General features: G+C 62.2%; 14 protein-coding genes and 1 tRNA gene. 9 read left to right on the top strand and 6 right to left on the bottom strand.

The features are described from left to right. Positions 1 to 69 precede the first annotated feature (69 nt). Together I6E56_RS13075 and I6E56_RS13080 are read left to right on the top strand one after the other, a co-directional pair. A complete protein-coding gene (locus tag I6E56_RS13075) occupies positions 70 to 3,171 on the top strand; it encodes an ATP-dependent DNA helicase (protein ID WP_197138932.1) in 3,102 nt (1,033 codons plus the stop codon). Further along, on the top strand, positions 3,168 to 6,434 hold the full coding sequence (locus I6E56_RS13080) for an ATP-dependent DNA helicase (protein ID WP_197138933.1): 3,267 nt from the start codon (positions 3,168 to 3,170) through the stop codon (positions 6,432 to 6,434). The genes I6E56_RS13075 and I6E56_RS13080 overlap by 4 nt, the downstream gene beginning before the upstream one ends. A 60-nt stretch (positions 6,435 to 6,494) precedes the next feature. Here the strand turns inward: I6E56_RS13080 and I6E56_RS13085 are convergent, their stop codons facing one another. Beyond that, complete coding sequence (locus I6E56_RS13085) at positions 6,495 to 7,349, bottom strand: LysR family transcriptional regulator (protein WP_197138934.1); 855 nt, start codon at positions 7,347 to 7,349, stop codon at positions 6,495 to 6,497. Between the two features lie 81 nt (positions 7,350 to 7,430). On the opposite strand from I6E56_RS13085, the gene I6E56_RS13090 reads away from it, so the two are divergent. Beyond that, positions 7,431 to 8,888: an MFS transporter gene (locus tag I6E56_RS13090; protein WP_197138935.1), complete on the top strand. Its 1,458-nt coding sequence runs from the start codon at positions 7,431 to 7,433 to the stop codon at positions 8,886 to 8,888. A 50-nt stretch (positions 8,889 to 8,938) separates the two neighbouring features. Here I6E56_RS13090 and I6E56_RS13095 read toward each other — a convergent pair whose 3' ends face one another. Continuing rightward, complete coding sequence (locus I6E56_RS13095) at positions 8,939 to 9,940, bottom strand: phosphotransferase (RefSeq protein WP_197138936.1); 1,002 nt, start codon at positions 9,938 to 9,940, stop codon at positions 8,939 to 8,941. Between the two features lie 67 nt (positions 9,941 to 10,007). Here I6E56_RS13095 and nudC point away from each other — a divergent pair, with 67 nt between their 5' ends. Both nudC and I6E56_RS15360 read left to right on the top strand, forming a co-directional pair. After that, positions 10,008 to 10,934 (top strand): NAD(+) diphosphatase, encoded by a 927-nt coding sequence (gene nudC / locus I6E56_RS13100; RefSeq protein ID WP_197138937.1) that lies wholly within the window; start codon positions 10,008 to 10,010, stop codon positions 10,932 to 10,934. Beyond that, positions 10,931 to 12,625: an ATP-dependent helicase gene (locus tag I6E56_RS15360; RefSeq protein WP_197138938.1), complete on the top strand. Its 1,695-nt coding sequence runs from the start codon at positions 10,931 to 10,933 to the stop codon at positions 12,623 to 12,625. Before nudC ends, I6E56_RS15360 begins: the two co-directional genes overlap by 4 nt. On the opposite strand, the gene I6E56_RS13110 is transcribed toward I6E56_RS15360, so the two are convergent. Both I6E56_RS13110 and I6E56_RS13115 read right to left on the bottom strand, forming a co-directional pair. Further along, positions 12,543 to 13,430, bottom strand: coding sequence for a hypothetical protein (locus tag I6E56_RS13110; protein WP_231606627.1), 888 nt, complete (start codon positions 13,428 to 13,430; stop codon positions 12,543 to 12,545). The two genes, I6E56_RS15360 and I6E56_RS13110, sit on opposite strands and share 83 nt — an antisense overlap. Before the next feature lie 127 nt (positions 13,431 to 13,557). Beyond that, positions 13,558 to 14,901 carry a zinc-dependent metalloprotease gene (locus I6E56_RS13115; RefSeq protein WP_197138940.1) on the bottom strand — a complete coding sequence of 448 codons (1,344 nt, stop codon included), beginning with the start codon at positions 14,899 to 14,901 and terminating at the stop codon, positions 13,558 to 13,560. Positions 14,902 to 15,078: 177 nt separating this feature from the next. Between I6E56_RS13115 and I6E56_RS13120 the strand changes: the two genes are divergently transcribed. From I6E56_RS13120 to I6E56_RS13135, 4 genes are all read left to right on the top strand, one after another. Next, positions 15,079 to 16,122, top strand: a complete 1,044-nt coding sequence (locus tag I6E56_RS13120) for a S16 family serine protease (protein WP_307842858.1) — start codon at positions 15,079 to 15,081, stop codon at positions 16,120 to 16,122. A gap of 211 nt (positions 16,123 to 16,333) precedes the next feature. Further along, positions 16,334 to 19,213, top strand: coding sequence for a UPF0182 family protein (locus I6E56_RS13125; protein WP_197138942.1), 2,880 nt, complete (start codon positions 16,334 to 16,336; stop codon positions 19,211 to 19,213). Positions 19,214 to 19,302: 89 nt separating this feature from the next. After that, positions 19,303 to 19,379, top strand: a tRNA-Met gene (locus I6E56_RS13130). Between the two features lie 182 nt (positions 19,380 to 19,561). Beyond that, positions 19,562 to 20,512, top strand: coding sequence for an SDR family NAD(P)-dependent oxidoreductase (locus tag I6E56_RS13135; RefSeq protein ID WP_197138943.1), 951 nt, complete (start codon positions 19,562 to 19,564; stop codon positions 20,510 to 20,512). Between the two features lie 19 nt (positions 20,513 to 20,531). Here the strand turns inward: I6E56_RS13135 and I6E56_RS13140 are convergent, their stop codons facing one another. Both I6E56_RS13140 and I6E56_RS15365 read right to left on the bottom strand, forming a co-directional pair. Continuing rightward, on the bottom strand, positions 20,532 to 22,439 hold the full coding sequence (locus I6E56_RS13140; RefSeq protein WP_197138944.1) for a threonine/serine exporter ThrE family protein: 1,908 nt from the start codon (positions 22,437 to 22,439) through the stop codon (positions 20,532 to 20,534). A gap of 122 nt (positions 22,440 to 22,561) precedes the next feature. Then, positions 22,562 to 24,187, bottom strand: coding sequence for an LPXTG cell wall anchor domain-containing protein (locus I6E56_RS15365; RefSeq protein WP_197138945.1), 1,626 nt, complete (start codon positions 24,185 to 24,187; stop codon positions 22,562 to 22,564). Positions 24,188 to 24,300: the final 113 nt, after the last annotated feature.

Here is a 24,300-nt window from a genome sequence, read left to right on the forward strand (position 1 = left end):
AAGATTACGACACAACGGGGCGCGATGAATATCACGTTCACTGTCAGCGCATCCCGATAGCGTTGACGCATGGTCACCTTGCCCTCTGAGCGTGCGGATGCCGCGGCTAACGCACCGCATACCCTCGACGATTCTCAGCGCGCTGTTGTCGACCTCGCCGACGGTATGAGCGCGGTTGTCGTTGGAGCGCCGGGCACGGGTAAAACCGAGACTCTTGTTGAGCTGGTGGCCGAGCGTGTGCACGCCCGCGGCTGGTCGCCCGAGCAGATTGTGGTGCTCTCGGCTACGCGGCAGAGTGCGACGGCGCTGCGTGATCGTTTGGCGGCACGCATTGATGCGCCCACGCTGGGGCCGATGGCGCGAACTGCGAACTCTCTCGCGTTCGAAGTGATCCGCGAGGCCGCTGCTGTTGCCGGGGAAGGCCCGCCAACGCTGTTGACGGGCGCCGAGCAAGACCAAATTATTTCTGACCTGCTGGCGGGTGAAATCGCTGACGGCACGGGAGCGCCGTGGCCGGCCCACCTTGATGCGGAGGTTCGCCGCCTGCGGGGGTTCCGCACCGAGTTGCGAGACCTCATGATGCGCTGTGTCGAATTTGGGGTCACTCCCGAACAGTTAGCGGCGCTCGGCGAACGCACCGATCGGCCGGAATGGGTGGCGGCATCCGCGTTCATTTCGGTGTACGACCAGGTGAAGGCCAGCTATCGCGATCGGCATTTCGACGCGAGCGAGTTGCTGGCTGAAGCCGCGGCGCTTATTGAGGGCGGGCACTATGCGGCGATCGATCGGTTGCGGCTGGTCGTAGTCGACGACGCCCACGAGCTCACCGAGGCCACCATCTCTCTCGTGCGGGCACTCGCCAGTCGCGGCATTACGATCATCGGTTTTGGGGACCCTGACCTCACCACGGGGTCGTTCCGGGGCGCGCAGCCTGCCGTGCTGTCGCAGTGGGCGACGCGGCTCGGGCTGGAGAACTGCGAATCGTTGTTTTTGTCGTCGGTGCATCGGCACAGTGCTGAGCTGCGTCAAACGGTGACCAACCTCACCCAGCGCATCGGTGTTGCGGGGCTCATTGAGCAGCGCAAGTCGCCGGCGGTCGCCACAGCGCCGTCGAGCATCCACAGTTTCCAGCTGTCGACACCGGCCGAAGAGGTTGCGTTCATTGCGCGCCACTTGCGCGAGAAGCATGTGCTCGAGTCGGTGCCGTGGTCACGCATGGCCGTGATCGTGCGCACCGGTTCGCTGATTCCATCGCTGGCGCGCCAGTTGCGCACCCTCGAAGTGGTGACCAGCGTGTCGAGCGCGCGCAGTGCGGTGCGCGACGAATTTAGTGTCAACGGCCTGATCGTGTTGCTAGAGCTGGCGTTGAAACGTCGTCCGCTGGATGCGGCGGCGGCCGTCGAATTGTTGTCTAGTTCCGTTGGCGGTTTCGACACTGTCTCGCTGCGGCGCCTCAAGGCTGCGCTGCGTCATGAAGCTCTCGGAGCCGAGATTTACGACTCGGCCGACGAACTGATAGCGCAGGCGCTTGCGGCTCCGGCTGGTTTCGTCACGATCGACAATCGCGTCGCCCGGCAGGCTGCAGCGGTCGCCAAGAACCTTCGCGAAACCGCCGCTGCAGGGGCCGCAGGCGACACCATCGAAGAACTGCTGTGGGGCGCATGGCAGCGCAGCGGGCTCGCTGATCGCTGGTTCGAGCAAGCGCTCGGCGCCGGCGTTGTCGCCGAAGAAGCCAACCGCCACCTCGATGCGGTTGTTGCCCTGTTTTCGTCTGCCAAGCGTTTTGTGGAGCGTCGACCGGATGCTCCCGCCAACGTTTTTCTCAACGAATGGCTCTCGGCCGACGTCGCGGAAGACACCCTCGCCGCCCGCTCCATTGTTGACTCGGTCACGGTCGGAACGCCGGCATCCGTCATCGGCCAAGAGTTCGATGTTGTCGTGGTTGCCGGTATGCAAGAGAACGTGTGGCCCAACCTGCGCGTGCGAGGATCGTTGCTCGGTGCCCACGATCTGCCGCGTGTGCTGGCGGGGGAGAAACTAGCGGTCGCCGATCGCCGTCGCGAAGTGCTCCACGACGAGTTACGGATGTTCGTCCAGGCCGTGTCGCGGGCCACGAGCGAGGTGATCGTCACTGCCGTGGCCGGTGACGACAACATGCCGTCCCCATTCTTGACGCTCATTCCCGAACCGGATGAGCCCGTGCGTTCGCGCCCGCCGCTCAGCCTTCGCGGGCTCGTGGGCGTGCTGCGCCGCGAGTTGACCACGGGCGCTCAGCCCGAGGCCGCCGCGGCGTCGTTGGCGCGGCTTGCGGCGCAGGACATTCCCGGAGCCGATCCGCGTTCCTGGTACGGGCTGCGCGCTCCGAGCACCACCGCTCCGCTTGTCGACCTGACCGAACCGGATGCCGAAGTGCGGGTGTCTCCCTCTCGCATGGAATCGTTCGAGACCTGCCCCCTGCACTGGGCGATCGATCAGTTGGGTGGCTCCACGACCAATGTGGCCTCCAACCTGGGCTCCCTCATCCACGGTGTTGCTGAAACGGCCACTGATTTCAGCGCCGATGCTCTCTACAAGGCGGTGGAAGAACGCTGGGGCGAGATGACCTTCGAGGCCTCGTGGCAATCGGAGGCTGAGAAGCTGCGCGCCCGCAAACTAACTCAACACTTAGCCGCCTACTTGCGCGACTTCGCCGCTGATGGGGGAGAACTCATCAGCAACGAGATGGGCTTCGTGCTTCCCCTCGAGCAGGCCCGACTGAGCGGAAAAATTGACCGCGTCGAAATGTATGGCGGCACCACCGCCGTGATCGTTGACCTCAAGACCGGCAAGAACGAGCCATCCAGCGACAAGGCTGTTGCCGATCATCCGCAGCTCGCCGCCTACCAACTTGCCTTCGCCTCCGGAGCCATTGAGGGCGTGCCCGAAGGTCTCGTCAATGGGGGAGCGAAGCTCGTGGTGCTCTCGCCGTCGGCCAAGACTCGCGACTATGACGCCCCCAAGCAGCAACCGATGAACGATGAGGAGCTCGAACTGTTCCGACAGCGCGTGATCGAGGATGCCCGCGGAATGGCCGGCAGCGTATTCGTAGCCAGGGTGAGCAGCCACTGCACCGATCCGTGGAGCTTCGGTAACTGCCGCATCCACGTTGTGCCGGCGGTGAGTGCCCGATGATCTCTTCTGTCGACCTCGCCGGTCTTCTGGGCATCCACGCTCCCACCGAACAGCAACGTGTCGTGATTGAGGCGCCGCTGAGCCCCGCCCTCGTCGTCGCTGGCGCGGGCAGCGGAAAGACCGACACCATGGCCAGTCGCGTTGTGTGGCTTGTCGCCAACAACCTCGTGAGCCCCGACCAAATTCTCGGCCTCACCTTCACCCGAAAAGCCGCGGGTTCGCTGAGCAAACGGGTGAGCGAACGCATCGCGATCCTGCGCGAGGTGCAACGCACGCATCCCGAACGATTTGTGGCGACCCCCGAGACGGCATCGATCGAGTTCGATCAGCCCACCATCTCGACCTACAACTCCTTTGCCAGCGCACTCTTCACCGAAAATGCGCTCCTGATCGGTCGCGAACCCGAATCGACTCTCCTCAACGATCCGTCCTCCTGGCAACTCGCGCGCAAACTTGTGGTGTCGAGCACGGATGAACGGCTCATCGGCCTCGAAAAGTCGATCAGCGCGCTCACCGAAGCCGTTCTCGACCTCAGCCATGCGCTCAGTGACAACGTGGCTAGCGCCGAAGATGTTGCTGTCTACGCGGAACGCTTCACTCAGATTTCCGAGCTTCCCTACGCCGAGACTGCCCGCAAGAAAACCCCCTACGCCTCGGTTATCGATGCCGTGAAAGAAGTGGGCTCGCTCGCGCCGTTGCTCACTCTGGCCGTTCAGTATGCCCAGCAGAAGCGGGCGCAGGGGCTCCTCGAATTCAGCGACCAAGTTGCCCTCGCCCTCGAAGTGGCCGAGCGTTCGAGCGATGTCGTCGAGCACTATCAAGACCGCTACCGGGTCGTTCTGCTCGACGAGTACCAAGACACCAGCGTCGTGCAAACCCGACTGCTCGCACGCCTCTTTGGCAACCATTCGGTCATGGCCGTCGGTGACCCGCACCAGTCAATTTATGGCTGGCGCGGAGCCAGTGCCGCCAACCTCGCGCGCTTCAGCCGCGACTTCACCGACAACGCTGATGCGCAGTACTTTGCGCTCTCCACGAGCTGGCGCAATGCGACGACCGTGCTCGACGCCGCTAACGTGATCGTCGAACCGCTCAGCGCACGCTCACCCGTGCGGGTCGAATCACTTGAGGCGCGGCCCGCCGCCCCTGTTGGATCGGTCGACACGTCTTATTTCGAACACATTGATGAAGAAGCTCGCGGCGTTGCGAAATGGTTCGCCAGCGCTCTCGCACCGCAAGCCTGGAACCACTACAACCCCGACCCCGATGCTGAAGCAGCAACTCCGCCAACGGCAGCAATTTTGTTCCGCCGCCGCAGTGACATGGATCGCTTCGCCACCGCTCTCGGCGCCGAAGAAGTGCCATACCACGTGCTCGGAATCGGTGGCTTGCTCTCGACCCCCGAAATCGTCGACCTCGTGAGCGCGCTCACCGTGATCCACGACCCCAGCGCCGGTTCTGAACTCATTCGCTTGCTTGCGGGGGCACGCTGGTCCATCGGCCCGCGCGATCTGCAAGAGCTCGCATCACTCTCGCGCTGGTTGCTCAGCCGCTCGGTCACGCAGCAGGAGCTGAGCGCCGAAGTGCGCCAGCGGATGCGAGACTCCGTCGCCGTCGATGATTCGGCATCCATTGTGGATGCTCTCGACTTTGTGGGCGAGGCTCCCGCGAGCCACTCGCAGCTGAAGGAGTTCAGCGCAGAGGGCTTGTCTCGGCTCAAGGATGCCGCGAAGCAGTTGGCGTTCTTCCGCTCGCGCGCCGGGCTTGAGCTCGGCGACCTCGTGCGTCTGCTCGAGCAAGAGTTGCTCCTCGATATCGAGGTCGTAGCAAGTCGTCCGCAAGCCCACGGTATGGCGAACCTCTATGCCTTCCACGATGAGCTTGCTGGGTTCTTGGCCAGTGATGACCAAGCGAACCTTGGCAGTTTCTTGTCGTGGCTGCGACGAGCCACGCAGCAAGACATGATGGGCCCGCGTAGTGACGATGCTGAAGCTGGCACGGTGCAATTGCTCACGATTCACGCGTCTAAGGGCTTGGAATGGGATCTGGTAGCTGTGCCCCGGCTGGTGGATGGCGAAGTGCCGGCGACCTCACGCGAGGGCAAAGGGTGGGTTAGTTTTGCGAAGCTGCCCTTTGCGTTCCGCGGAGATGCGGGAGAGCTCCCCGAACTTGAGTGGGAGAACGCGCACTACCAATCCGAGTTCGATGGCTCCCTCAAAGAATTCAAGACAGCCCTCGCTGATCGGCATCAGGCCGAGGAGCGACGCCTCGGCTACGTTGCCATCACTCGCGCTCGCGACAATCTCCTGCTGACTGGTTCATTCTGGTCGAGTCGAAGCAAGCCCCAAGCGCCGAGTATTTTCTTGCAAGAGCTAGAAGAACGCGGGCTGATCGAAGAGCTTCCCGCCGACCCGGTCAACGACGAGAACCCCACTCTCAACGATGTCGTCGACCCGCTGTGGCCTTTCGATCCCCTCGGCAACCGCCGCACGAGCGTTGAAACCGCAGCCCAGCTTGTTGCCACCGCAGACCCGGGGGCCGACGGGCTCTGGTCGCACGAGATCGACCTACTGCTCGCCGAGCGCAGCCGTGCCGCCAGCGACGCTCGCCGCACCTCGCTGCCTCAGCGCATCCCGGCCTCTCGCTTCAAGGACTACATTGCCGATCCTGAAGCCGTCGCGCTCTCGCTCCGGCGCCCCATGCCCGAAAAGCCGTACCGTGCGACGCGTCTCGGAACCCAGTTTCATGAGTGGGTCGAATCACGCTTCGGCTCTTCGGCATCCACCGAAACGCTTGACGCTTTTGCCCTCGAAATCGATGGCGACGATTTCGAGGGTTTCGAAGGCGATAGTGCTGCGGATGTCGAAAAACTTGCCGAGCTGCAAGCAACCTTCGAGCGCTCGGCGTGGGCCACGCGCAAACCCGTCGACGTGGAGATCGAGATTCACGTCCCGTTCGGCGACCGCGTCGTCATCTGCAAGATCGATGCCGTATATGCCGATGGCGATCGCTTCGAGATTGTCGACTGGAAGACCGGTCGGGCCCCGCGGGACGCGGCCGACCTCGAAGCGAAGCAACTGCAGCTCGCCCTGTATCGACTCGCCTATGCGCAGTGGAAGGGCGTGCCGCCCGAGAATATCGATGCGGCGTTCTACTTCGTCGCCGACGACACCGTGATTCGTCCTGAACACATCTTCGACGAGGCCGAACTGCGTGAAGCCTGGGCCAAGTCTGTCGGTGCCGCCGCGAGCTTCGGCGGCTAGGCCAGCGGCCGGCTGAGCCACCCGGCGGCGCAGTCTTCCGGCGGCTAAGCGTGCCGCTGGCTAAGCCCGCCGCTGCACCGGCTGGCTCAGGATCGCCGTGCTGAGTGCCTCGATTGGCTCGCGGGCTGCCATCGGGTTGTCGAGCAACACAAAGTCGACATCGCCGAGCTCCGGCAGATCGAATGATGCGGGCACCTGGGCCAGATCGGGCGGGATGAGCGACTGCGGAAACACCGCGATACCGATCCCCGCCCGCACCGCGGCAAGAGCGCCATTCACTTCCTTCACGTTGCACGTGATGCGCCACGTTCGTCCGACAGCCTCAAGCGCACGCATCGCGTATGCGCGGCCCAGACTCGGAGCTTGGTAGGCGATGAGTGGAACCGGGGCGCCCGATTCCACGGTCATGCTTTTGTGACCCAGCCACACCATCCGGTCTCGGCGCACCAAGCGTCCGCCTTCGGCACCGGCGTCTTGTTTGACGAAAACCAGATCAAGTTGGCCCGCCTGAAGACGGCGCACGAGATTGCCGCTCTGGCTCACGGTGAGTTCGAGATTAATGTGGGGGTAGAGCTGGCGAAAATCTCGCAAGATGCGCGGCAACTGGGTGAGCGCGAGGTCGTCCGCTGATCCGAACCGCAGCCGACCGCGCATCGCGGAACCGGTGAAGTACTTCACCGCCTGGTCTTCGGCCGCAAGGATCGCGCGCGCGAAGCCGAGCATGGCTTCACCGTTGTCGGTGAGGGAGACGGTTCGAGTGTCGCGCAGCACGAGTATCCGGCCTGCAGCAGTTTCGAGCTTGCGGATGTGTTGGCTGATCGTGGGCTGGCTGAGTTCAAGGGTGCGGGCGGCATCCGTGAAACTGCGCGTGTCTGCGACAGCGACGAAAGATTTCAGCAAGACAGGATCAAACACAATGCCCCATTACGAAACGTAATCGAATTTATAGCGTTGATTATGCCGTGAAATGAGTGACAAGACAATACGCTTGAGCGTGTGAGTATTCCATCTGAGGCGTCGCCGGCGACCGTGCCGATTTCAGCGGTCATGCAGCGGCCGCTGTGGCGGGATACTTTCAGTTCACTGCGACTGCACAACTACCGCCTCTATGTCATCGCGCAGTTCATCGCCTACACGGCGGCGTGGGTGCAGCGCATCGCCGTCGACTGGCTCGTTCTCGAGCTCACCGGCAACGTCGCGCTCGTTGGCCTGACGATTGCGATCCAGTTCACCCCCACGATCATCCTCGGTGCGTACGCCGGGGTGATCGCGGATCGCTTCGACAAACGCGCGACGCTCATGCTCGCGCAGTCGATCATCGGTCTCCTCAGCCTGTCACTGGCCATCATCACCATTATGGGAGTGGCCCAGCTGTGGCTCGTCTACTTGCTCGTGCTCCTCATGGGCATCATTCAGGTCTTCGATAACCCTGCTCGTGCGGTGTTCGTCAACGAACTCGTTGGCCCGCGTCACTTGCGCAACGCCATCAGCCTGAACGCCTCGATTTTCCACTCGGGTGCTTTCCTGGGGCCAGCGATCAGCGGCGCGCTTATCGTCGCGGCCGGCTCCGGTTGGGCAATCGGCATCAACGCTGTTGCTGTTGTCATCGGCGTGATCATTCTGGCGTCGATGCGCAAGAACGAACTGCTCATCGCGCCTCGCGCTCCTGAATCGAAGGGCCAGATTCGCGAAGCAATGCGCTACATCCGCGCGAAGCCGACGCTCTTCTGGACCATGATCATGGTGTTCGTTGTCGCGGTGTTTGGGATGCCCATGCCCACGCTCCTTGCCGCCATGGCCAACACGGTTTACGACACCGGCGCCAGCGGCTACGGTCTCTACAACTCGCTCGCCGCGATCGGTGCATTGCTTGGTGCTCTCGCCTCTGCTCGTCGAGCGAGTCTCCGCCTGCGCACAATCATCTTCGGTGCAGTGCTCTACGGCGCCATGATGATGCTCGCCGGCATCGTGCCCGTCTACGGTTTGTTCCTGGGCGTTCTGATCGGTGTCGGGCTCAGCAGACTGCTGTTGATGACCGCCGCCGAAACGATGGTGCAACTGTCGTCGAACCTCGTCATCCGCGGCCGCGTTATGGCCTTCTGGGTCATGGTGATTCTCGGCGGCCAAGCTATTGGCGGCCCGCTGATGGGAACCATCGCCGAGCTCTGGGGCGCCAAGCTCGCCTTCGTGATCGCGGGCGGTGTTCCGGCCGCGGTCGCGATCGGTATCGCCATTGTGCTCAGCCGCTCCGGGCGGCTCACCGTGACAGTTGCACCTCGCCGCACCGGCCGTTGGGTCGCGATCGTGCCGAAGCATCAGTCGCGCGCGATTACCGAGCCCATCACCATCGTGGATGCCGAAGCGATGCAGCCTGAACCGCGCAAGATAAAACTGCGAAAGCTCCGCTCTTCGCTGCTGCGCTCCTCAGCGAAGAGACGCCGCGAACGCAAATAGCGAGCCGCGGTCTGAGGGCGAAACGGGCGAGCCGCGGCGAGAGCGAGCAGTTAGACCGCCCGGTTGTCCTTGCGCAGCATTGCCTCAACTTCGTCCACGGCCATTGTTGGCATCGTGTTGGCGCTGATGGGGTTCATCACGTCGTCGCGGATGTCATCGAGCAGCGTCGTAAGCATCTCGCTCGCGTCATCCACAATTTCAGTACTGCGCACTTCGGTGCCGTGGAGCAACCACTTCGCGACAGATAGCTCGGCGTAGAAGGTGGCGCGTTGTTTGAGCTGGCGGTCGCCGGCTCCGCGAGCATCGGCATACGCCCCGAAGGCGGTGTCGATAATCGCGTTATCGCGGGGGCCGAGCAGCCACTGCAGGTCGGTTGCAGGGTCGCCGACCTTGATGTCTTGCCACCCGAGCACGCCGGTCACGGCGTTGTCGGCGCTCAAGAAGGAATCGGAGACGAGGGAACCGTTGACGACGCTCGGCTGGAATTGCCACAGCTTGGAGTCTTCGGCCGCTTTGCGCCAGCGCTCGAGCAGAGCGGCGGGCACCAACTTGGTGGCAGCGGCACGATCGATGATTGAAATGCAGGAGCGCAGGCACTCGCCAGCGGTCTGCACGGGGAGGCCGGCATCCGCAACGAAGCTTGTCGGGAGAGCGTGAATGGCAGCGATGGCTGAGCCGATGGATGCCGCAAGAGAGCCAGGACCGGTCGTGTACGAGCGCATCGGAACTTTGCTGCCGTACACAAATTCGTAGACGATGCCGCGTGTTTGTCCGACGGGAACTTGGCCCGCATAGCTCGTGACATTGAAGGGGAGACGCGTGCGCACACCGGCGCTCAAAGCGCGCAGGGCGACGAGGTCGGCGGACTGCACGTTCTCGGCCGCAGCGTTTCGCGGCACACGAATAATCCAGTGTTTGCCGGCACGGTCGGTGATGAGTGCCGCATCGAAGTCGTTTCCGTTGCCGGTGCCGAACGGGGCGGCTGCGGCAACTTCGAGTCCCTCGACAGCAGAGGTCGCCAGCGCGGCTAGAGTGAGATGTGATCTGGCCATAACACTCAGGGTAGGTTGCTCTGACGTGCATTTGCCGCACGCCACGCACTTGGGACGGGGTCGATACATGTCACAGGCTTTTCTTTCGCGACTGCCATTGTCGCGTTATGAGATCGATCGTGACCACTTAGCTCGGGAAGATCCGCGTCTTCTCGACCGCTTGTGGCGCGAATCGGGCACTCGTGTGCTGCCCATTTTTGATGGCTCGGCGCTGCTGGCTGCCGATGGTTCTTTGGCACTCTTGCACCCGGATGCGATCGAGCGCGGTCACACGAGCGTCTATTTGGGGCGCTCGATGTCGACGACGAGTCCTGAACCGGTTGGCACGCCGATCGTGACGGTCGAGCTTGAGGATGCCGGTCATTTTGCCGAGGCTGAGTGGGGCAACTTGCGCAGCATTGCTCCACAGCTGAGCGACCGTGATGCGGGGCTTTTCACCGAAGCTCTCGCGATCTTGAACTGGCACTCCTCACACTTGTTCTCGCCCCGCACGGGCGAGCCGACTGTTGTGGAGAAGGCTGGATGGGTGCGTCGCGATGTCGCGTCGAAGCTTGAAGTTTTCCCCCGCACTGATCCGGCGATCATCGTGGGCGTCACTGACAACGACGACCGTTTGCTGCTCGGGTCGAACGCACTCTGGGAGTCAAACCGGTACTCGTTGCTTGCCGGCTTTGTGGAGCCGGGGGAGTCGCTAGAGTCTGCCGTGCAACGCGAGATCTTCGAAGAGTCGGGTGTTCCGGTAGTCGACCCCGTCTATTTGGGCAGCCAACCCTGGCCATTTCCGGCGTCGCTCATGCTCGGTTTCATGGCATCCGTCGCTCCCGGTTTCAGCGGCCCGGGCACCCCAGATGGCACCGAGATTCTTGACCTGCGCTGGTTTAGCCGCGACGAACTCGCGAACTCTCTCAACGACATCCGCCTGCCGGGCCATGCATCGATCGCTCGCGCCATCATCGAGCACTGGTACGGCCAACCGATTGACGAACAACCGTGACGCTTGACGCAAACGAATTACTCGACGCGCTAGACGAGGGCCAGCGTCAGGCCGCCGAAACTCTCCTCGGACCGGTATGCCTTCTTGCGGGTGCCGGTACAGGAAAGACTCGGGCCATCACCCATCGAATTGCGTATGGGGTTGCAACCGGTGTCTACCCTCCCGGCCGAGTGATGGCCCTTACCTTCACGAATCGTGCCGCGGGTGAACTGCGCGGACGCCTCCGCGGTCTTGGAGCAGAGGGCGTCGCCGCGCGCACCTTCCACGCCTCGGCTCTCTCGCAGCTGAACGCCTTTTGGCCCCAGACCATCGGTGGCACCATGCCACGCCTACTGGAGGGCAAGGCGCGCATGATTGCGCACGCCGCCGACTCCATCAAACTCAAGCTCGATACCGCAACGTTGCGGGATGTCGCGGCCGAAATCGAGTGGCGGAAGACGTCGCGGATGTCGGTCGAGCAGTACGGAAACGCTGGCCGCACGGTGCCAGCGGCACTCACTATCGACAAGATGGTCGGGCTTCAGTCCGCCTACGAGTCGATCAAGGATGCCCGGCGACAGATTGACTTTGAAGACGTGCTTCTGGCCGCCGCCGGCATGATCGAGGCCGAGCCCCGCATAGCGCAGCAGGTTCGCGAGCAATACCGCTTCTTTGTCGTTGACGAGTATCAGGACGTTTCTCCGTTGCAACACGAACTGTTGCGGCTGTGGGTAGGCGACCGTGACGATCTCTGTGTTGTCGGAGATGTCAGCCAGACCATTTACTCCTTCGCGGGTGCGAGCCCCGATTTCTTGCTGCGCTTCGCGTCGCAGCACGCCAACGCAGCCGTACTTCGGCTTGAGCGCAACTACCGGTCCACTCCCGAGATCGTGCACGCCGCGAACAAGTTGATGGCGAATCAGAAGGGTGCGCTCACTTTGCAGGCGGCCACGACTGAACATTCTCCAACGCCGCAAGTCACAGGCTATGACGATGACAACGCTGAAGCCGTGGCCATCGCAGCGACAGTTGCCGCGCAAATCGCCGCGGGAACCAGCCCAGAAGATATCGCGGTGCTCTACCGCATCAACGCCCAATCGCAGCCCATCGAGGCCGCGCTCACGGCGGCAGGGGTGCCTTTCTTGGTGCGCGGAGCAACCCGTTTCTTCGACCAGCGCGAAGTCAAGGAGGCGATCATGTTGCTGCGTGGCGCGTCCATCACGACCGCTACTGAGCCGCTGTTCAAGTCAGTCAGCGACATCCTGCGTTCCATCGGTTGGTCGCAAGAACCGCCTGAGACCGCCGGTGCTGTTCGTGAGCGGTGGGAATCGCTCAACGTCATCATGCGCCTTGCCGAAGATGCTGCGCCGGAGATGACGCTGCGAGAATTTGTGGCCGACCTCGTCGACCGCCAGAGCAGCAACAACGAACCTTTGCGTTCTGCCGTAAACCTTGCGACCCTGCACTCGGCCAAGGGCCTGGAGTGGGAATGCGTGCACCTCATCGGCCTCAACGAAGGCCTGCTGCCCATCAGCTACGCGCGTACTCCCGAAGCAATCGATGAAGAACGCCGCCTGCTGTACGTCGGCATTACGCGTGCGCGTCGCTCACTCGGGATGTCGTGGTCGGCTAGCGCACAAACAGGCCGGGGTGCGCGTCGCGCCCCCAGCCGTTTCCTTGACGATGTTCGCGACCGGACTCAACGCTTGTAGCGTTCGCCACTTGTTGGCACCCGCACTCGGGATGCCGAAAACGCAAGCTTTCATCGCGGCGACCGGTGGCATAATCGATGCGCACCGATGATGTGGCGTCGGCCGGCGTCTGGTCAAATACGGTGTAACCGATGCGCCCCAGGCGGTGCAGAGCCATGCGACTGGCTTCCCCCGCGGCTTCGGCAACGAGGGTGGGAGTCTGAGCAAGCGAAGTGCGCCCCATGAGCTGAGTCGCGATGGCTGGCCACGACGGGTCAGCATCGCGGCGGTGAAGGTCAATGCAGAGCAAGCATCCGGTGATTCCGGGGGTCACGACCGGCCCAATCTCGGCGGCAGAGTCAGTGATCACGACGGGCAGGTGGGGGATGTCGCGACGGAGCCAGTGCGAGTGCACCGATGGCGGAATCACGAAATGGCCAACGATGACAGCGAGATCGGGGTCAGGATTGGTGAGCTCGTCTGGAGTGGTGGCGACATCGACGCTCACTCCGCTGGCGGCAAGAATACGCGCAATGGATTCAACTAAAACGCCAGAACCGAGAACCGCAACTCGGGCGCTCGGCGGCTGTGGGGGAGTCGCGACTAACACGCGGGAGAGCGCGTCGAGGAGATCGTTACATTCGTCGGGGTGTGATTTTGCGAGCATGCCGATACCGCTACGGCTGATGCCGGCCACGAGCGCAGAGAGGACCTTCTCCTGAGTCTCAGTAACACGGGGCAGCACAACGACGGGTGGGTCAATGCCGAACTGAGCACTCGTAGGGGATCGCCACACGAGCGGTAGTCGGGGGTCTACACGCAGCATCATGTGCCCATTGTGCACGCCTGTCCGATTGGTCAGTGTGAAGATTCCACAGCCTGAAGATGAACTGTGTGCAACAGAAACTTGCTACCCGCGCCCGTTTCCTAGCAGCAGCATTTACAGCTAGAGGCTAAGCGCCCTCGCCTTCGTGAGGGCGATCTCCCGATTCATCATTGAGGAGGTCGTTGATGGCCTGATCAACGTCATCCAATGTGCTGCCACCGTCGCGCAGGCGCGCCACGAGAGCGGCAGGGTCGTCGATATCGGCGGCGGTCGGCATGAGATCAGGGTGCGACCACAGCGCATCACGCTGGTCTGCACCAAGCTCGTCGGTGACGTGCTGCCACATTGCCGCTGCTTCGCGCAGACGACGCGGCCGCAACTCGAGGCCCACGAGCGTGGCAAAAGCAGACTCGGCGGGGCCACCAGAGGCACGACGGCGTCGCACTGTCTCGGCAATCGCCTCGCGCGCCGGAAGCCGCGAAGTGGCGGCGGCCGTAACGACATCCACCCAGCCTTCTACAAGCGCCAGCACGGTCTCGAGGCGCTCAAGGGCCTCACGCTGCTCTTCGCTCTTCGGCGGAATGAGCGAACCGTTCGTCATCGCGTCGCGAAGCTCTTCAGGGTTATTAGGGTCAAAGTCGCTCGCCAACTCGGCAATGGCATCCGAATCAATGTGGATGTCGTGGGCGTAGGCAGTAACAGACGTCATGAACTGCAGACGCAGCCACTTGGCGTGGCGGAAGAGTCGGGCGTGTGCGAGCTCGCGCACCGCCAAGTAAAGGTGAATCTCGCTGTCGGGTAGGTCGAGACCGTTGCCGAATGCGAAAACGCTCTGTGGAACGAGTACTGCTTGCTGTTCGTCAAAGAGGGGGATTCCGATGTCGCCACCAGACACCACTTCGCTCGATAGCTGGCCGACGACCTGGCCAAGTTGCATCGCGAAGAGGGTGCCTCCGATATTGCGCATGACCTTGCTAGCGCCGCTGAGCATTTCACCCATCTCTTCTGGAGCGTTCTGCTTGAGAACATCCGTGAGGGAATTGGCGATCGAGTTGGCAACTGGCTCGGCAAGTTGGGTCCAGATGGGCATGGTGATTGTGACCCATTCGCTGCGGCTGAGCAGCTTGGGTTCCACAGTGAGCTCCGAGATGTCGGTGACCTCATCGAGCCACAGCGCCGCAACGTGCAGTGCTTGTTCAAGCTTCGTACGCTCGGCTGGCAACGACACCACGGTGCTTTGCGAGGCGAGGTTCTTGGCCTGCTCGAGAGCAATGTCCCAGTTGATGCCATCACCGCTCTTGCCGAGCGCATTCTGGAGCTGGTTTAGCAGCTGCTGAATCATCGCAGGGTCATTCGGTAGCCCCGCCGCACCAGCCAACTTCGCAGGATCGATTTCACCGTCGCCCGAAAGAAAATCGCGCATCATGTCGCGGAATTCATCTTCGGAATTGTTCTCAGCATCATCAGCCATGGTTTAACGCTAGCCGCTCGATGCCGTGCGCGGCTGAGTTTTGACCTAGGCTAGTGACTCTTACCGTGCGCCTGTGGCGAACACCGCTTCCACCCCGTAAGGACCTAGGTGGCCCTGTTTACTGATAATCGACCCGAACCTTCATCGCGCCGCGCCCGAACTGGCTGGCTCGGATGGGTGGTTCTGAGCGTCGCGCTCGTAGGAACTCTGCTGGCAACTCTGGTTCCCTCGCCCTACATCATCGAGCAACCTGGCCCGGTTTATGACACGTTGGGCGACGTTGAGATCGAAGGCGCGCTCGTGCCTCTCATTCAGATTCCGGTCGAGACGACGTACCCGACTGAGGGTGCGCTCGACATGCTCACCGTCAACGTTCTTGGCAACCCTGACTCACCGCTTAGCTGGTTTGAGATCGGCGCAGCGTACTTCGATCGCAGCAAGGCAATCGTGCCGGTCGAATCTGTTTATCCCGTCGGGGTGACTGTCGAGGAGTCCACCGAGGCGGGTGCAATCCAGATGGAAACGTCGCAGCAGGAAGCGATTGCCGCAGCGCTCTCGGATCTTGGCTACGAATTCGATGCCACATTGACTGTTGCTGAAACCTCCGCCGGTGGACCGTCAGAAGGAGTGCTCGAAGCTGGCGACATCATCCGCAGCGTCAACGGCGAGACTTTTGCTGACGTTGCCGGATTGCGCGACGAAATTGCGGCAAATGGAACCACAACCCCCGCTGAAGTTGTCTTCGAGCGTGAAGACGAAGAATTGACCGTTGAGATCACTCCGACCATGAGCGAAGGCGACGATGCCATCGCGATTATCGGTGTTGTGGTGGGGAGCGCGTACAACTTCCCGGTCGACGTGAATATTCAACTGGAAAACGTCGGCGGACCGAGCGCGGGAATGATGTTTGCTCTCGGAATCATCGACAAGCTCACGCCGGGCGCGATCAACGGCGGCAACGAGGTTGCTGGCACCGGAACGATAACTGCAACCGGCGATGTCGGGGCGATCGGCGGCATCCAACAGAAGATGTACGGAGCCCAGGCCGCCGGCGCAGACTTCTTCCTCGCCCCGGTCGAGAACTGTGACGAGGTCGCAGAGAACACGCCGAAGGGCCTCACCGTCTACGCGATCGACGACCTCAATGACGCTCTCGTGGCGCTCGCCAGCATCCGTGGCGGCCTGAGCGGCGCCGGACTGCCCACGTGCAGCGCTAGCTAAATGAGTGCCCACTTGAGCGCCAACTAGGCGCCCATTGGGTGCCGCGTCACCCCTCAATTTCTGCGATGAACCTTGTGTGTGCCTTCCAAGCGCACGTCCCTGTGGAGAACATTGCCGGGAGCTTGTGTAACGCTGAGAGCGATAACCAGCCCCGCGCCCGCGAAAGCCCTTTAAGATAGCTCTAGGCCCCCAATTTCAGGAGCAAAGTACTGTGTCGAGCCAAACCCAATCAGCCCCGACGAGCAAGACGAGGTCTGCGTTTACGATTACGGCGATAATTCTCGCCGTCATTGTCATCGCGTTCTTCTTGTTCTCGAACCTCTACGCCGATGTGCTCTGGTATAGCCAGACCGGGTATTTGGAGGTTCTTACTACCCAGTGGATTGCTACAGCCGTGATGTTCATGATCGGATTCGTCGCGATGGCGGTTCCGGTCGGTGTCAGCCTGCTGATCGCTTTCCGTGCACGCCCGATCTACGCCAAGCTCAATGCGCAGCTTGAGGGCTACCAGCAGGTAGTCGAACCCCTGCGCAAGCTCGCCATGGTCGGCATCCCCGTTCTCCTTGGCATCTTCGGCGGTGTCTCCTCAGCGAGCGCTTGGCCCGTTGCCCTGCAGTGGCTGAACCGCAGCTCATTCGGCGAGACCGATCCGCAGTTCGGGTTGGATATCTCCTTCTACTTCTACGAGCTTCCGATGTATCACTCCATCGTTGGCTTTGCCTCCGCCGTGTTGATCATCTCCTTCATCGGAGCACTCGCAACGAGCTACCTCTACGGCGCTCTCAGCGTTCAGGGCCGCGAAGTGCGCATTTCGCGTTCCGCTCGCGTTCAGCTTGCGATCACCGCCGGTGTCTTCTTCGCTCTGCAGGCCCTCAGCATTTGGCTTGACCAGTACACGACGTTGTACTCCGCTAGCCAGGGCTTCCTGCAGACCGGTGCAAGCTATACCGAGGCAAACGCCACCATCCCGGGTCGTGCGATTCTCGCCGGCATCGCGGCGATCGTGGCCATCCTCTTCATCGTCACGGCCATTATCGGTCGCTGGCGTTTGCCGATGATCGGCACCGCGCTGCTGCTCATCAGCGGACTTGTCGTCGGAAACCTTTACCCGTGGATCGTTCAGCGGTTCCAGGTGGACCCCAACGCCCGTAGCTACGAATCTGAATATATTGATCGCAGCATTCAGGCGACCAGGGATGCCTACGGTGTCTCTGATGTTGACGAAGTTCCCTACAGTGCGACAACGGATGCCGAGCCCGGAGCGCTTCGTGCCGACGCGACCACGACGGCCAACATCCGAATTCTCGACCCCGCGATCGCCCCAGCGGCGTTTGCGCAGCTCGAGCAGTTCAAGCAGTACTACCAGTTCGGTAGCCACCTCGACGTTGATCGCTATGACATCGATGGTGAGACTCAAGACACCGTGATTGCGGTTCGTGAGCTCAACCAGTCCGGTCTTGGCGAGTCACAGTCGTGGTACAACAACGCGGTCGTCTACACCCACGGTTATGGCGTCGTTGCCGCTTTTGGTAACCAGCGTGCCGCAGACGGACAGCCCGTGTTCCTCGAGTCAGGGATTCCGAGCACCGGAGACCTTGGCGAATACGAACCTCGCGTTTACTTCGGCGAAGACTCTCCGGAGTATTCGATTGTTGGTGCCCCTGAAGGCTCCGATGACATCGAACTCGACTACCCATCGGGTGGCGAAGACAGCGACCAGAACGCGACGACGACGTTTGACGGTGACGGCGGGCCTGTACTCGACAACATCTTCAAGAAGCTTGTCTACGCGGTGAAGTTCCAGTCTGAGCAAATTTTCCTCGCATCCGATGTGACGGACGAGTCTCAGATTCTCTACGACCGCGAACCTCTGGACCGCGTTGCTAAGGTGGCGCCGTACCTCACCCTTGACAGTGATGTGTACCCGGCGATTGTGGACGAGCGAATCGTGTGGATCGTCGACGGCTACACGACGGGTGCTAACTACCCGTACTCGCAGGTAGAGCAGCTTTCTAGCGCGATTGCCGACACCTACACGCCGGCGCCGCAGTTCGCCCTCGACGACATCAACTACATCCGCAACTCGGTGAAGGCGACTGTTGATGCCTATGACGGCTCGGTGAACCTGTACGCGTGGGATGACGAAGACCCGGTTCTGCAAACGTGGAACAAGATCTTCCCGAACACTCTATTGCCGCAAAGCGACATGACCGTCGATCTGTTGGATCACGTGCGGTACCCCGCTGACCTGTTCAAGGTGCAACGCGAGATTCTTGGCTCGTACCACGTCACCGATGCTGGCTCGTTCTACTCGAGCGATGACCAGTGGATCAGCCCCGAAGACCCGGTTTCGGACACTGGATCGCTCCAGCCGCCCTACTACCTGACAATGCAGGTTCCGGGAACGGACGACCCCGCGTTCACGCTCTACTCGACCTTCATTCCGCGAGGAACGGCTGACGCGAGTCGAAGTGTCCTTACCGGTTATTTGACGGCGAACTCTGATGCGGGACCAGACTACGGAAAGCTCACGCTGCTGACGTTGCCGAAACAGGACACGATTCCGGGTCCTGGACAGGTGCAGAACAGCTTCAATACCGACCCCATAGTGGCCAACCAGCTCGCGCTTCTGCAGCAGGGTGACACTGAAGTGAATCTCGGTAACCTGCTGACGTTGCCTGTCGGTGGTGGACTGCTCTATGTTCAGCCGGTCTACGTGCAGTCGACCAGCGGAACTCAGTACCCACTGCTGCGCAAGGTGCTGGTGTCATTCGGTGACGAGATTGCCTTCGAAGACACTCTCGACGAAGCTCTCGACACGCTGTTCGGTGGAGACTCTGGTGCCGAGGCTGGCGACGGGGAAGTTCCGGTAACGCCGGATGTTCCTGTTGACCCGGACGCGCCGGTTGACCCCGATGCTGAAGTCGACGTGCCGAGCGACAACGCGGAGCTTGACAGCGCACTTGCGGATTACAAGTCGGCACTTGCCGACCGTAACGCGGCCTATGCAGACAACGACCTCGTCGCTGCTGCTGAAGCTGACCAGGCGATGGTCGACGCAATTGAGCGGGCAATCGCCGCCACCGAATAACAAATTCTGACTCAGCGGGCCGCAGCACACTGTGAGCCCGCTGAGTTCGGTTTTCGTGCCGTTCACCCTGTGTTACGCTTTATATACGCCGCGGGGTGGAGCAGTTCGGTAGCTCGCTGGGCTCATAACCCAGAGGTCGCAGGTTCAAATCCTGTCCCCGCAACCACGTGAAGAATCCCGGTCTCATTGAGACCGGGATTCTTGCGTTAACGGGGCTGCCTCAACGGGCTTGTGCGGTGCCTTCGGATGCGCGATCCGCCCCCGGGTGTGAGATTCTTAGCTGCACCGTGCCCGGGTAGTTGAACCCGCGAAGCTCCTGAACGGTGTTCTTGCAGAGAGAGACCCCCTATGAATTCTCACGCCACCAGGACCGCCCTCATCACGGGCGCAAGCTCAGGGGTGGGCTGGGAAGCCGCAGCGCAGCTTGCCGAGGCAGGCTACGGCCGCATCATCATCACGGCGCGCACTGCTGAGAAAGTCGCAGAGGCTGGGGCTTCGCTCAGCGCACGAGTTCCTGGCGCGCAGTTCGTGCCGGTGACTCTCGACCTCGACGACTTCGGATCCATCTCCCGGGCTGCTGACACCCTCATCACCGACGGCACTGCTATCGACGCCCTCATCCTCAACGCGGGGGTTGCGTCCACCACCCAGTTGCGCCGCACCTCGGCTGGCATTGAACAGATCATGGCGGCGACGCTGACAGGGCACCACGCGTTTACCCAGCACCTGCTCCGGGGTGGGCTGTTGAGCGCCCACGCTCACATCATCATCGCCGGGTCGGAAGCCGCGCGCGGAGATGTTCCCTCGTTCACTGTTGTTGACGTGGCTGAGTTGGCTGCGGCATCCTTCGACGGTGATCTGGAGCGTGCCATTGAGGCGCTTCTTCGCGCGGAGCCGCCCGTGAAATACAGCAACAACAGTCAGTATGCGACGGCGAAGACCTTTGCGGTGTGGTGGGCGAAAGAGCTCGCCACCCAACTTCCCGCCGGCATGACGGTGAATGCGGTGTCGCCCGGCAACACTCCGGATACGCAAGCATCACGGGCCATGCCCGCGATCATGCGCAAGGTTCTAATGCCGCTCATGAAGTTGATTCCTGGCGTCTCGCACGGCATTCCGGTGGCCGCTGCTCGGTATCTCAGTGCGATCGAAATGTCGGATGACGTGACCGGCACCTTCTTCGCGTCACCGCCGAAGAAAATGACGGGACCGCTCACCGCCTCGACCCAGGGCCATTTCACCAACCCAGCCGGGCAGCGCGCCCTCTGGAACGTGTTGGAGAGACTGACAGCCGAGTAGTAGCGTTCCGAGTTGCCCGCTACTTTTCGGCGGAGGCTTCGGTTTCCTGCTGAGCGCCAGAGGCAGGCACTGCTATTGGCTCGGTCGCAGGGGCCGGGTCAAGGAAGTCGAAGAGTTGGGGAATCCGTTGGTCGCGCAGCGAACTTGAGGCGGCGAGCCCGATGAGAACTCCCAGGGCGATCGCGATCATTGTGCCGACCGTGGTGATGAGGCTGCTAAACGCTCCTGTGTTGCCCCCTAAGACCTCGGTGACGCCTACGAGCCCCAACGCTCCCGGTACGAGCAGCCAGAACGCAGGGAGGAAGCTGACGATCGCGGGAGGGCCGCTGCGGTGTCGCGCGACGAGCACCGCGACGGGAGTCATCGCGATGGCACCGACGAGAGCCGACAGTACGCCGCCGAACAACACATCACCGATCACTTGGGCGCCATAGGCAACGTAGAGCACGAGCATGATCCACGGAATGGATGCCGGCCGTGCGCACTGATAGACGGATATTCCGATTCCGAATACCGCGACCGCGATCCACGGCGCGATGGGGCCGAGTGGGTCGTTTGATACGTCAAGGTTGATGGTGGGAACCCCCACAAGGGCGCCGGCGGACACAATGCCGACGGCGAGCAACAGCAGTCGCATCGCACCAGCGGCAGCGCGGGCAGAACCCGACATGATGTGGCCGGTCGCAAGCTCGATCACGGCCGTTGTGAGCAGCCCACCAGGCAACAGGATGACGAGAGGGGCCACGAGCGACGGCAGCACTCCGGAGTCAGTGGACACTCGGGTGACGAGCAACACGATCAGTGACGAGCCAAGCGCTGCCCCCACAATGACGAGAGCCGTGTAGGCGGAGGGGAGTCGTTCGCCAAGCAAGAGCAGCGTGCCGACACCGAGGCCGAGGACCGCAGCCAACAGCACTCCCAGCCACGACGATCCCAAAAGTACAGAGATTGCCGCCGACGTGAGGGCATACGCGAAGACTCGTTGAACGGGAGAAAACGGTGCAGAAAGCTCTCGCACCTTGGTGAGCTGGCGGGTTACCCACGCGCTAGAGCCGGCCCGCACCCGCCCCACTTTGACGACGCGGTCAATCACATCAATGGCGTAAAGCAGATATGACCGGCGCCCGGCAGACACTGCACGCGTCTGGGCAGAACCATCCGCATCCAACGACACCAATATCGCTGTCGGAAACACGATGACCTCAGCGGAGGGATACCCGTTTGCGGTGGCCACATCCTGCACCGCAGAGCGCACCATGCTGACGGGGTAGCCGCTGTCGATCATCGCTTCGCCGACATCCGCCATTGAATCGAGCACCACACCAGCGGACGTGTTTCTGTCGCGCAACGGTGCTGCGGGGGCGGCGGTGTGCTCTGGGTGGGAATGCCGGCGTAGCGCAAGCCAGAGCACAAAGAGGCTCGCGGCCAGCACGGCGATCGCGATCAGTAGTGACGTGAGCGAAACGGTGGATGTCGCAACGCTTGGCGGTGTTGCCGGCAGCGGAACAATCTCGACCTCATCGACCGGAGTCTCGGCCGGCGTGGGCGTGGCGCTCGGCGTCGGAGTAGCGGTCTCGGAGGGAACCGGAGTGGGGGTGGGAATCGAAGTGGAAAGGGAAGTCGGTGTTGGGATTGGATCGAGCGTAGAAGTCGGGCTCGGGGTGATCGTCGCGGGGGGAGTCTCTGGCACGCCGGGGTCAAGCGCGTCGGGGTCGTCGACAGCGGCCACAGCGGTGCCGCTCGGTGTGGCGTTTATCGAGAGGGCCGGCGAGACAGCTGTTGTGGACGTGAACGTGGACGTGGACGTGGACGCGGACACGGGGAATGCGGGTGTGGCCGCCGCCGGTGCGGATAACGCGAGTGCTGCGGCAGAGCAGGCAGCGACGACGAGCACTCGAAGACTCAGTCGGCGCCGCGCGATTTTCATGCTCCAGTGTCCTCCGTTGTAGACAAACCGGTGTGTATGCAACGTACGCGGAATCGTCGGCAACAGCGAATGTGGTTGCGCTTATCGCCTGGTCTCATGCTCGCGTGAGCGAGAAAGGCAGCTTAGTGACGGGGCTGCGGTGCGCGCTGGCGTTGTTGAGGTCGCAGCGCTGAGCCGCGACGGGCCGCGAGCAAAGCCGATCCGGCAAGGAGCAGGAAGGTGGCAGCCAGAGCCGCGTTTGTCGCATCCGAGCCGGTTGCGGGCAGCAATGCGCCGGCGAAACGAACGGTGGTGGAATCGGAGGCGAGCGTGAGTTGGTCGGACGCGACCGTGGCGATGCTCGAGAAGTCGGCTCCGGCATCCGTGACGATGAGGGTCGCTGTGCAGGTTCCGGTAGCACCGGGGGCGAGGTCTGCGGGCATTGCCGAGCAGTCGAACGCCAACGTCGGCAGGGTACTGGTGACGACAACGTTGTCGAGAGTGGTGTTTCCAGCGTTGTACGCAGAAACGGTGAAGGTCGCGGTGTCGCCCACGGCGGTGTACGTGGTCGTGTCGGCGCTCTGGGCGACGTCGAGTGCAAGGGCCTGATTAGTTGCGGTAGTCGCGGTGTCGGCGGCAGAGGTGACGGTTTCGCCCCACGTCTCTCCGGAGGCGGTGGCGGAGTTGGTGTAGCTACCAGCGTCGATATCGTCTTGCGTCACGGCATGTTCGGCGGTGCAGGTCATGGTGGCGCCTGCGGCGAGGGTGTTCGAGGGGCACGCGAGGTTCAGCGCGCCTGCGTCGTTCACGGTGACGTTGCTGAGTGCGAGTGTGCCGGTGTTGGTGAGGAGAAAGCTGTAGTCGATGAGGTCGCCGACCTGACTCGCCGTGGCGGGCAATGCTGTCGCGGTCTTCGCGATCGTGAGGTTTGCCGTGCCGTCGACAACGGACGGGCCGATGAAGCTCATTCCCTCCGCGACGGCAGTTCCTGTGTCGTGTTCGTCGCCCACGATGACCACCATGCGTGAGACGGGGGTGGCGAGATCGGCGGTGAAGCCGATCCAGCGCGTGCTGCGGTTGCCGCAGCCATCGGGGTCTGTACCGCACAAACTTTGGTCGCCGCTCGGCACGACTTCTTCTTCAGAGATCAGCAGATCGCCGGTGTCGTAGAGGCGCACGAGCGCGGGGACGCCTGACCCATCGCTGCGTGTTTCGAGATCGCCGAACCACCCGCCGAAAGCAAGCACGTCAGTGGAAAAGGTGAACTCAAACGCGTCGCGGGTGTTGGCTTCTTGGGAGTTGCCGCCGGATGCTCCGTAGCTGAAGCCGGCGCCGTTGGTGCAGCCACTGTTGCCATCGAGGAGCGAGGGCCGAGGTGAGCTGCTTTGAAGGGTGTTGCCGCTGCCGGTGCACTGGGCGATTCCGGGGTTAGGGCTCACACCGACAAGGGTGGTCGTGGCGCCGGGGGTGTACATGGTGCGTTCAACGGACACGGTGGTGCCGCCCGGTGTAGTTGCAATCACGCCCGAGAGTGGATCGTTCTGGGTGCCGTTGATGACGAGAGGCGCGGGAACTGTGCCGCCACGCGCGGTAACGGCGATGCCCCACGCGTCGCGAAGGGTGGTGGTGGCGGCACGACCGGCGATGTTGTTTCCCGATGCTTCTGCCGACACGTGCGAATACGTGGCAGCGGATGCCGGAGTCGCCACGAGCGCGACGAGAGAGGTCGCGAGGGCCGCAACGAAAGCAGTCTTAATCGGGTACTTCACAGTGAATCCTTTAGCGTGAAGCCGCTTCGGGTGCGACCAACACACCACCAGCCTATGGGAAAAGGGTCGCGCGGTTCATTACCCAGTTGGGGTGGCGTTGGAATCTGGCAGCT

The organism is Salinibacterium sp. NK8237 (genome assembly GCF_015864955.1).
Taxonomy (GTDB): Bacteria; Actinomycetota; Actinomycetes; order Actinomycetales; family Microbacteriaceae; genus Rhodoglobus.

Coding starts and splice junctions, on each gene's coding strand:
- I6E56_RS13075 (WP_197138932.1), top strand. CDS start 70: ATGGTCACCTTGCCCTCTGAGCGTGCGGATGCCGCGGCTAACGCACCG.
- I6E56_RS13080 (WP_197138933.1), top strand. CDS start 3,168: ATGATCTCTTCTGTCGACCTCGCCGGTCTTCTGGGCATCCACGCTCCC.
- I6E56_RS13095 (WP_197138936.1), bottom strand. CDS start 9,940: ATGGCCAGATCACATCTCACTCTAGCCGCGCTGGCGACCTCTGCTGTC.
- nudC (WP_197138937.1), top strand. CDS start 10,008: ATGTCACAGGCTTTTCTTTCGCGACTGCCATTGTCGCGTTATGAGATC.
- I6E56_RS13110 (WP_231606627.1), bottom strand. CDS start 13,430: ATGCTGCGTGTAGACCCCCGACTACCGCTCGTGTGGCGATCCCCTACG.
- I6E56_RS13115 (WP_197138940.1), bottom strand. CDS start 14,901: ATGGCTGATGATGCTGAGAACAATTCCGAAGATGAATTCCGCGACATG.
- I6E56_RS13135 (WP_197138943.1), top strand. CDS start 19,562: ATGAATTCTCACGCCACCAGGACCGCCCTCATCACGGGCGCAAGCTCA.
- I6E56_RS13140 (WP_197138944.1), bottom strand. CDS start 22,439: ATGAAAATCGCGCGGCGCCGACTGAGTCTTCGAGTGCTCGTCGTCGCT.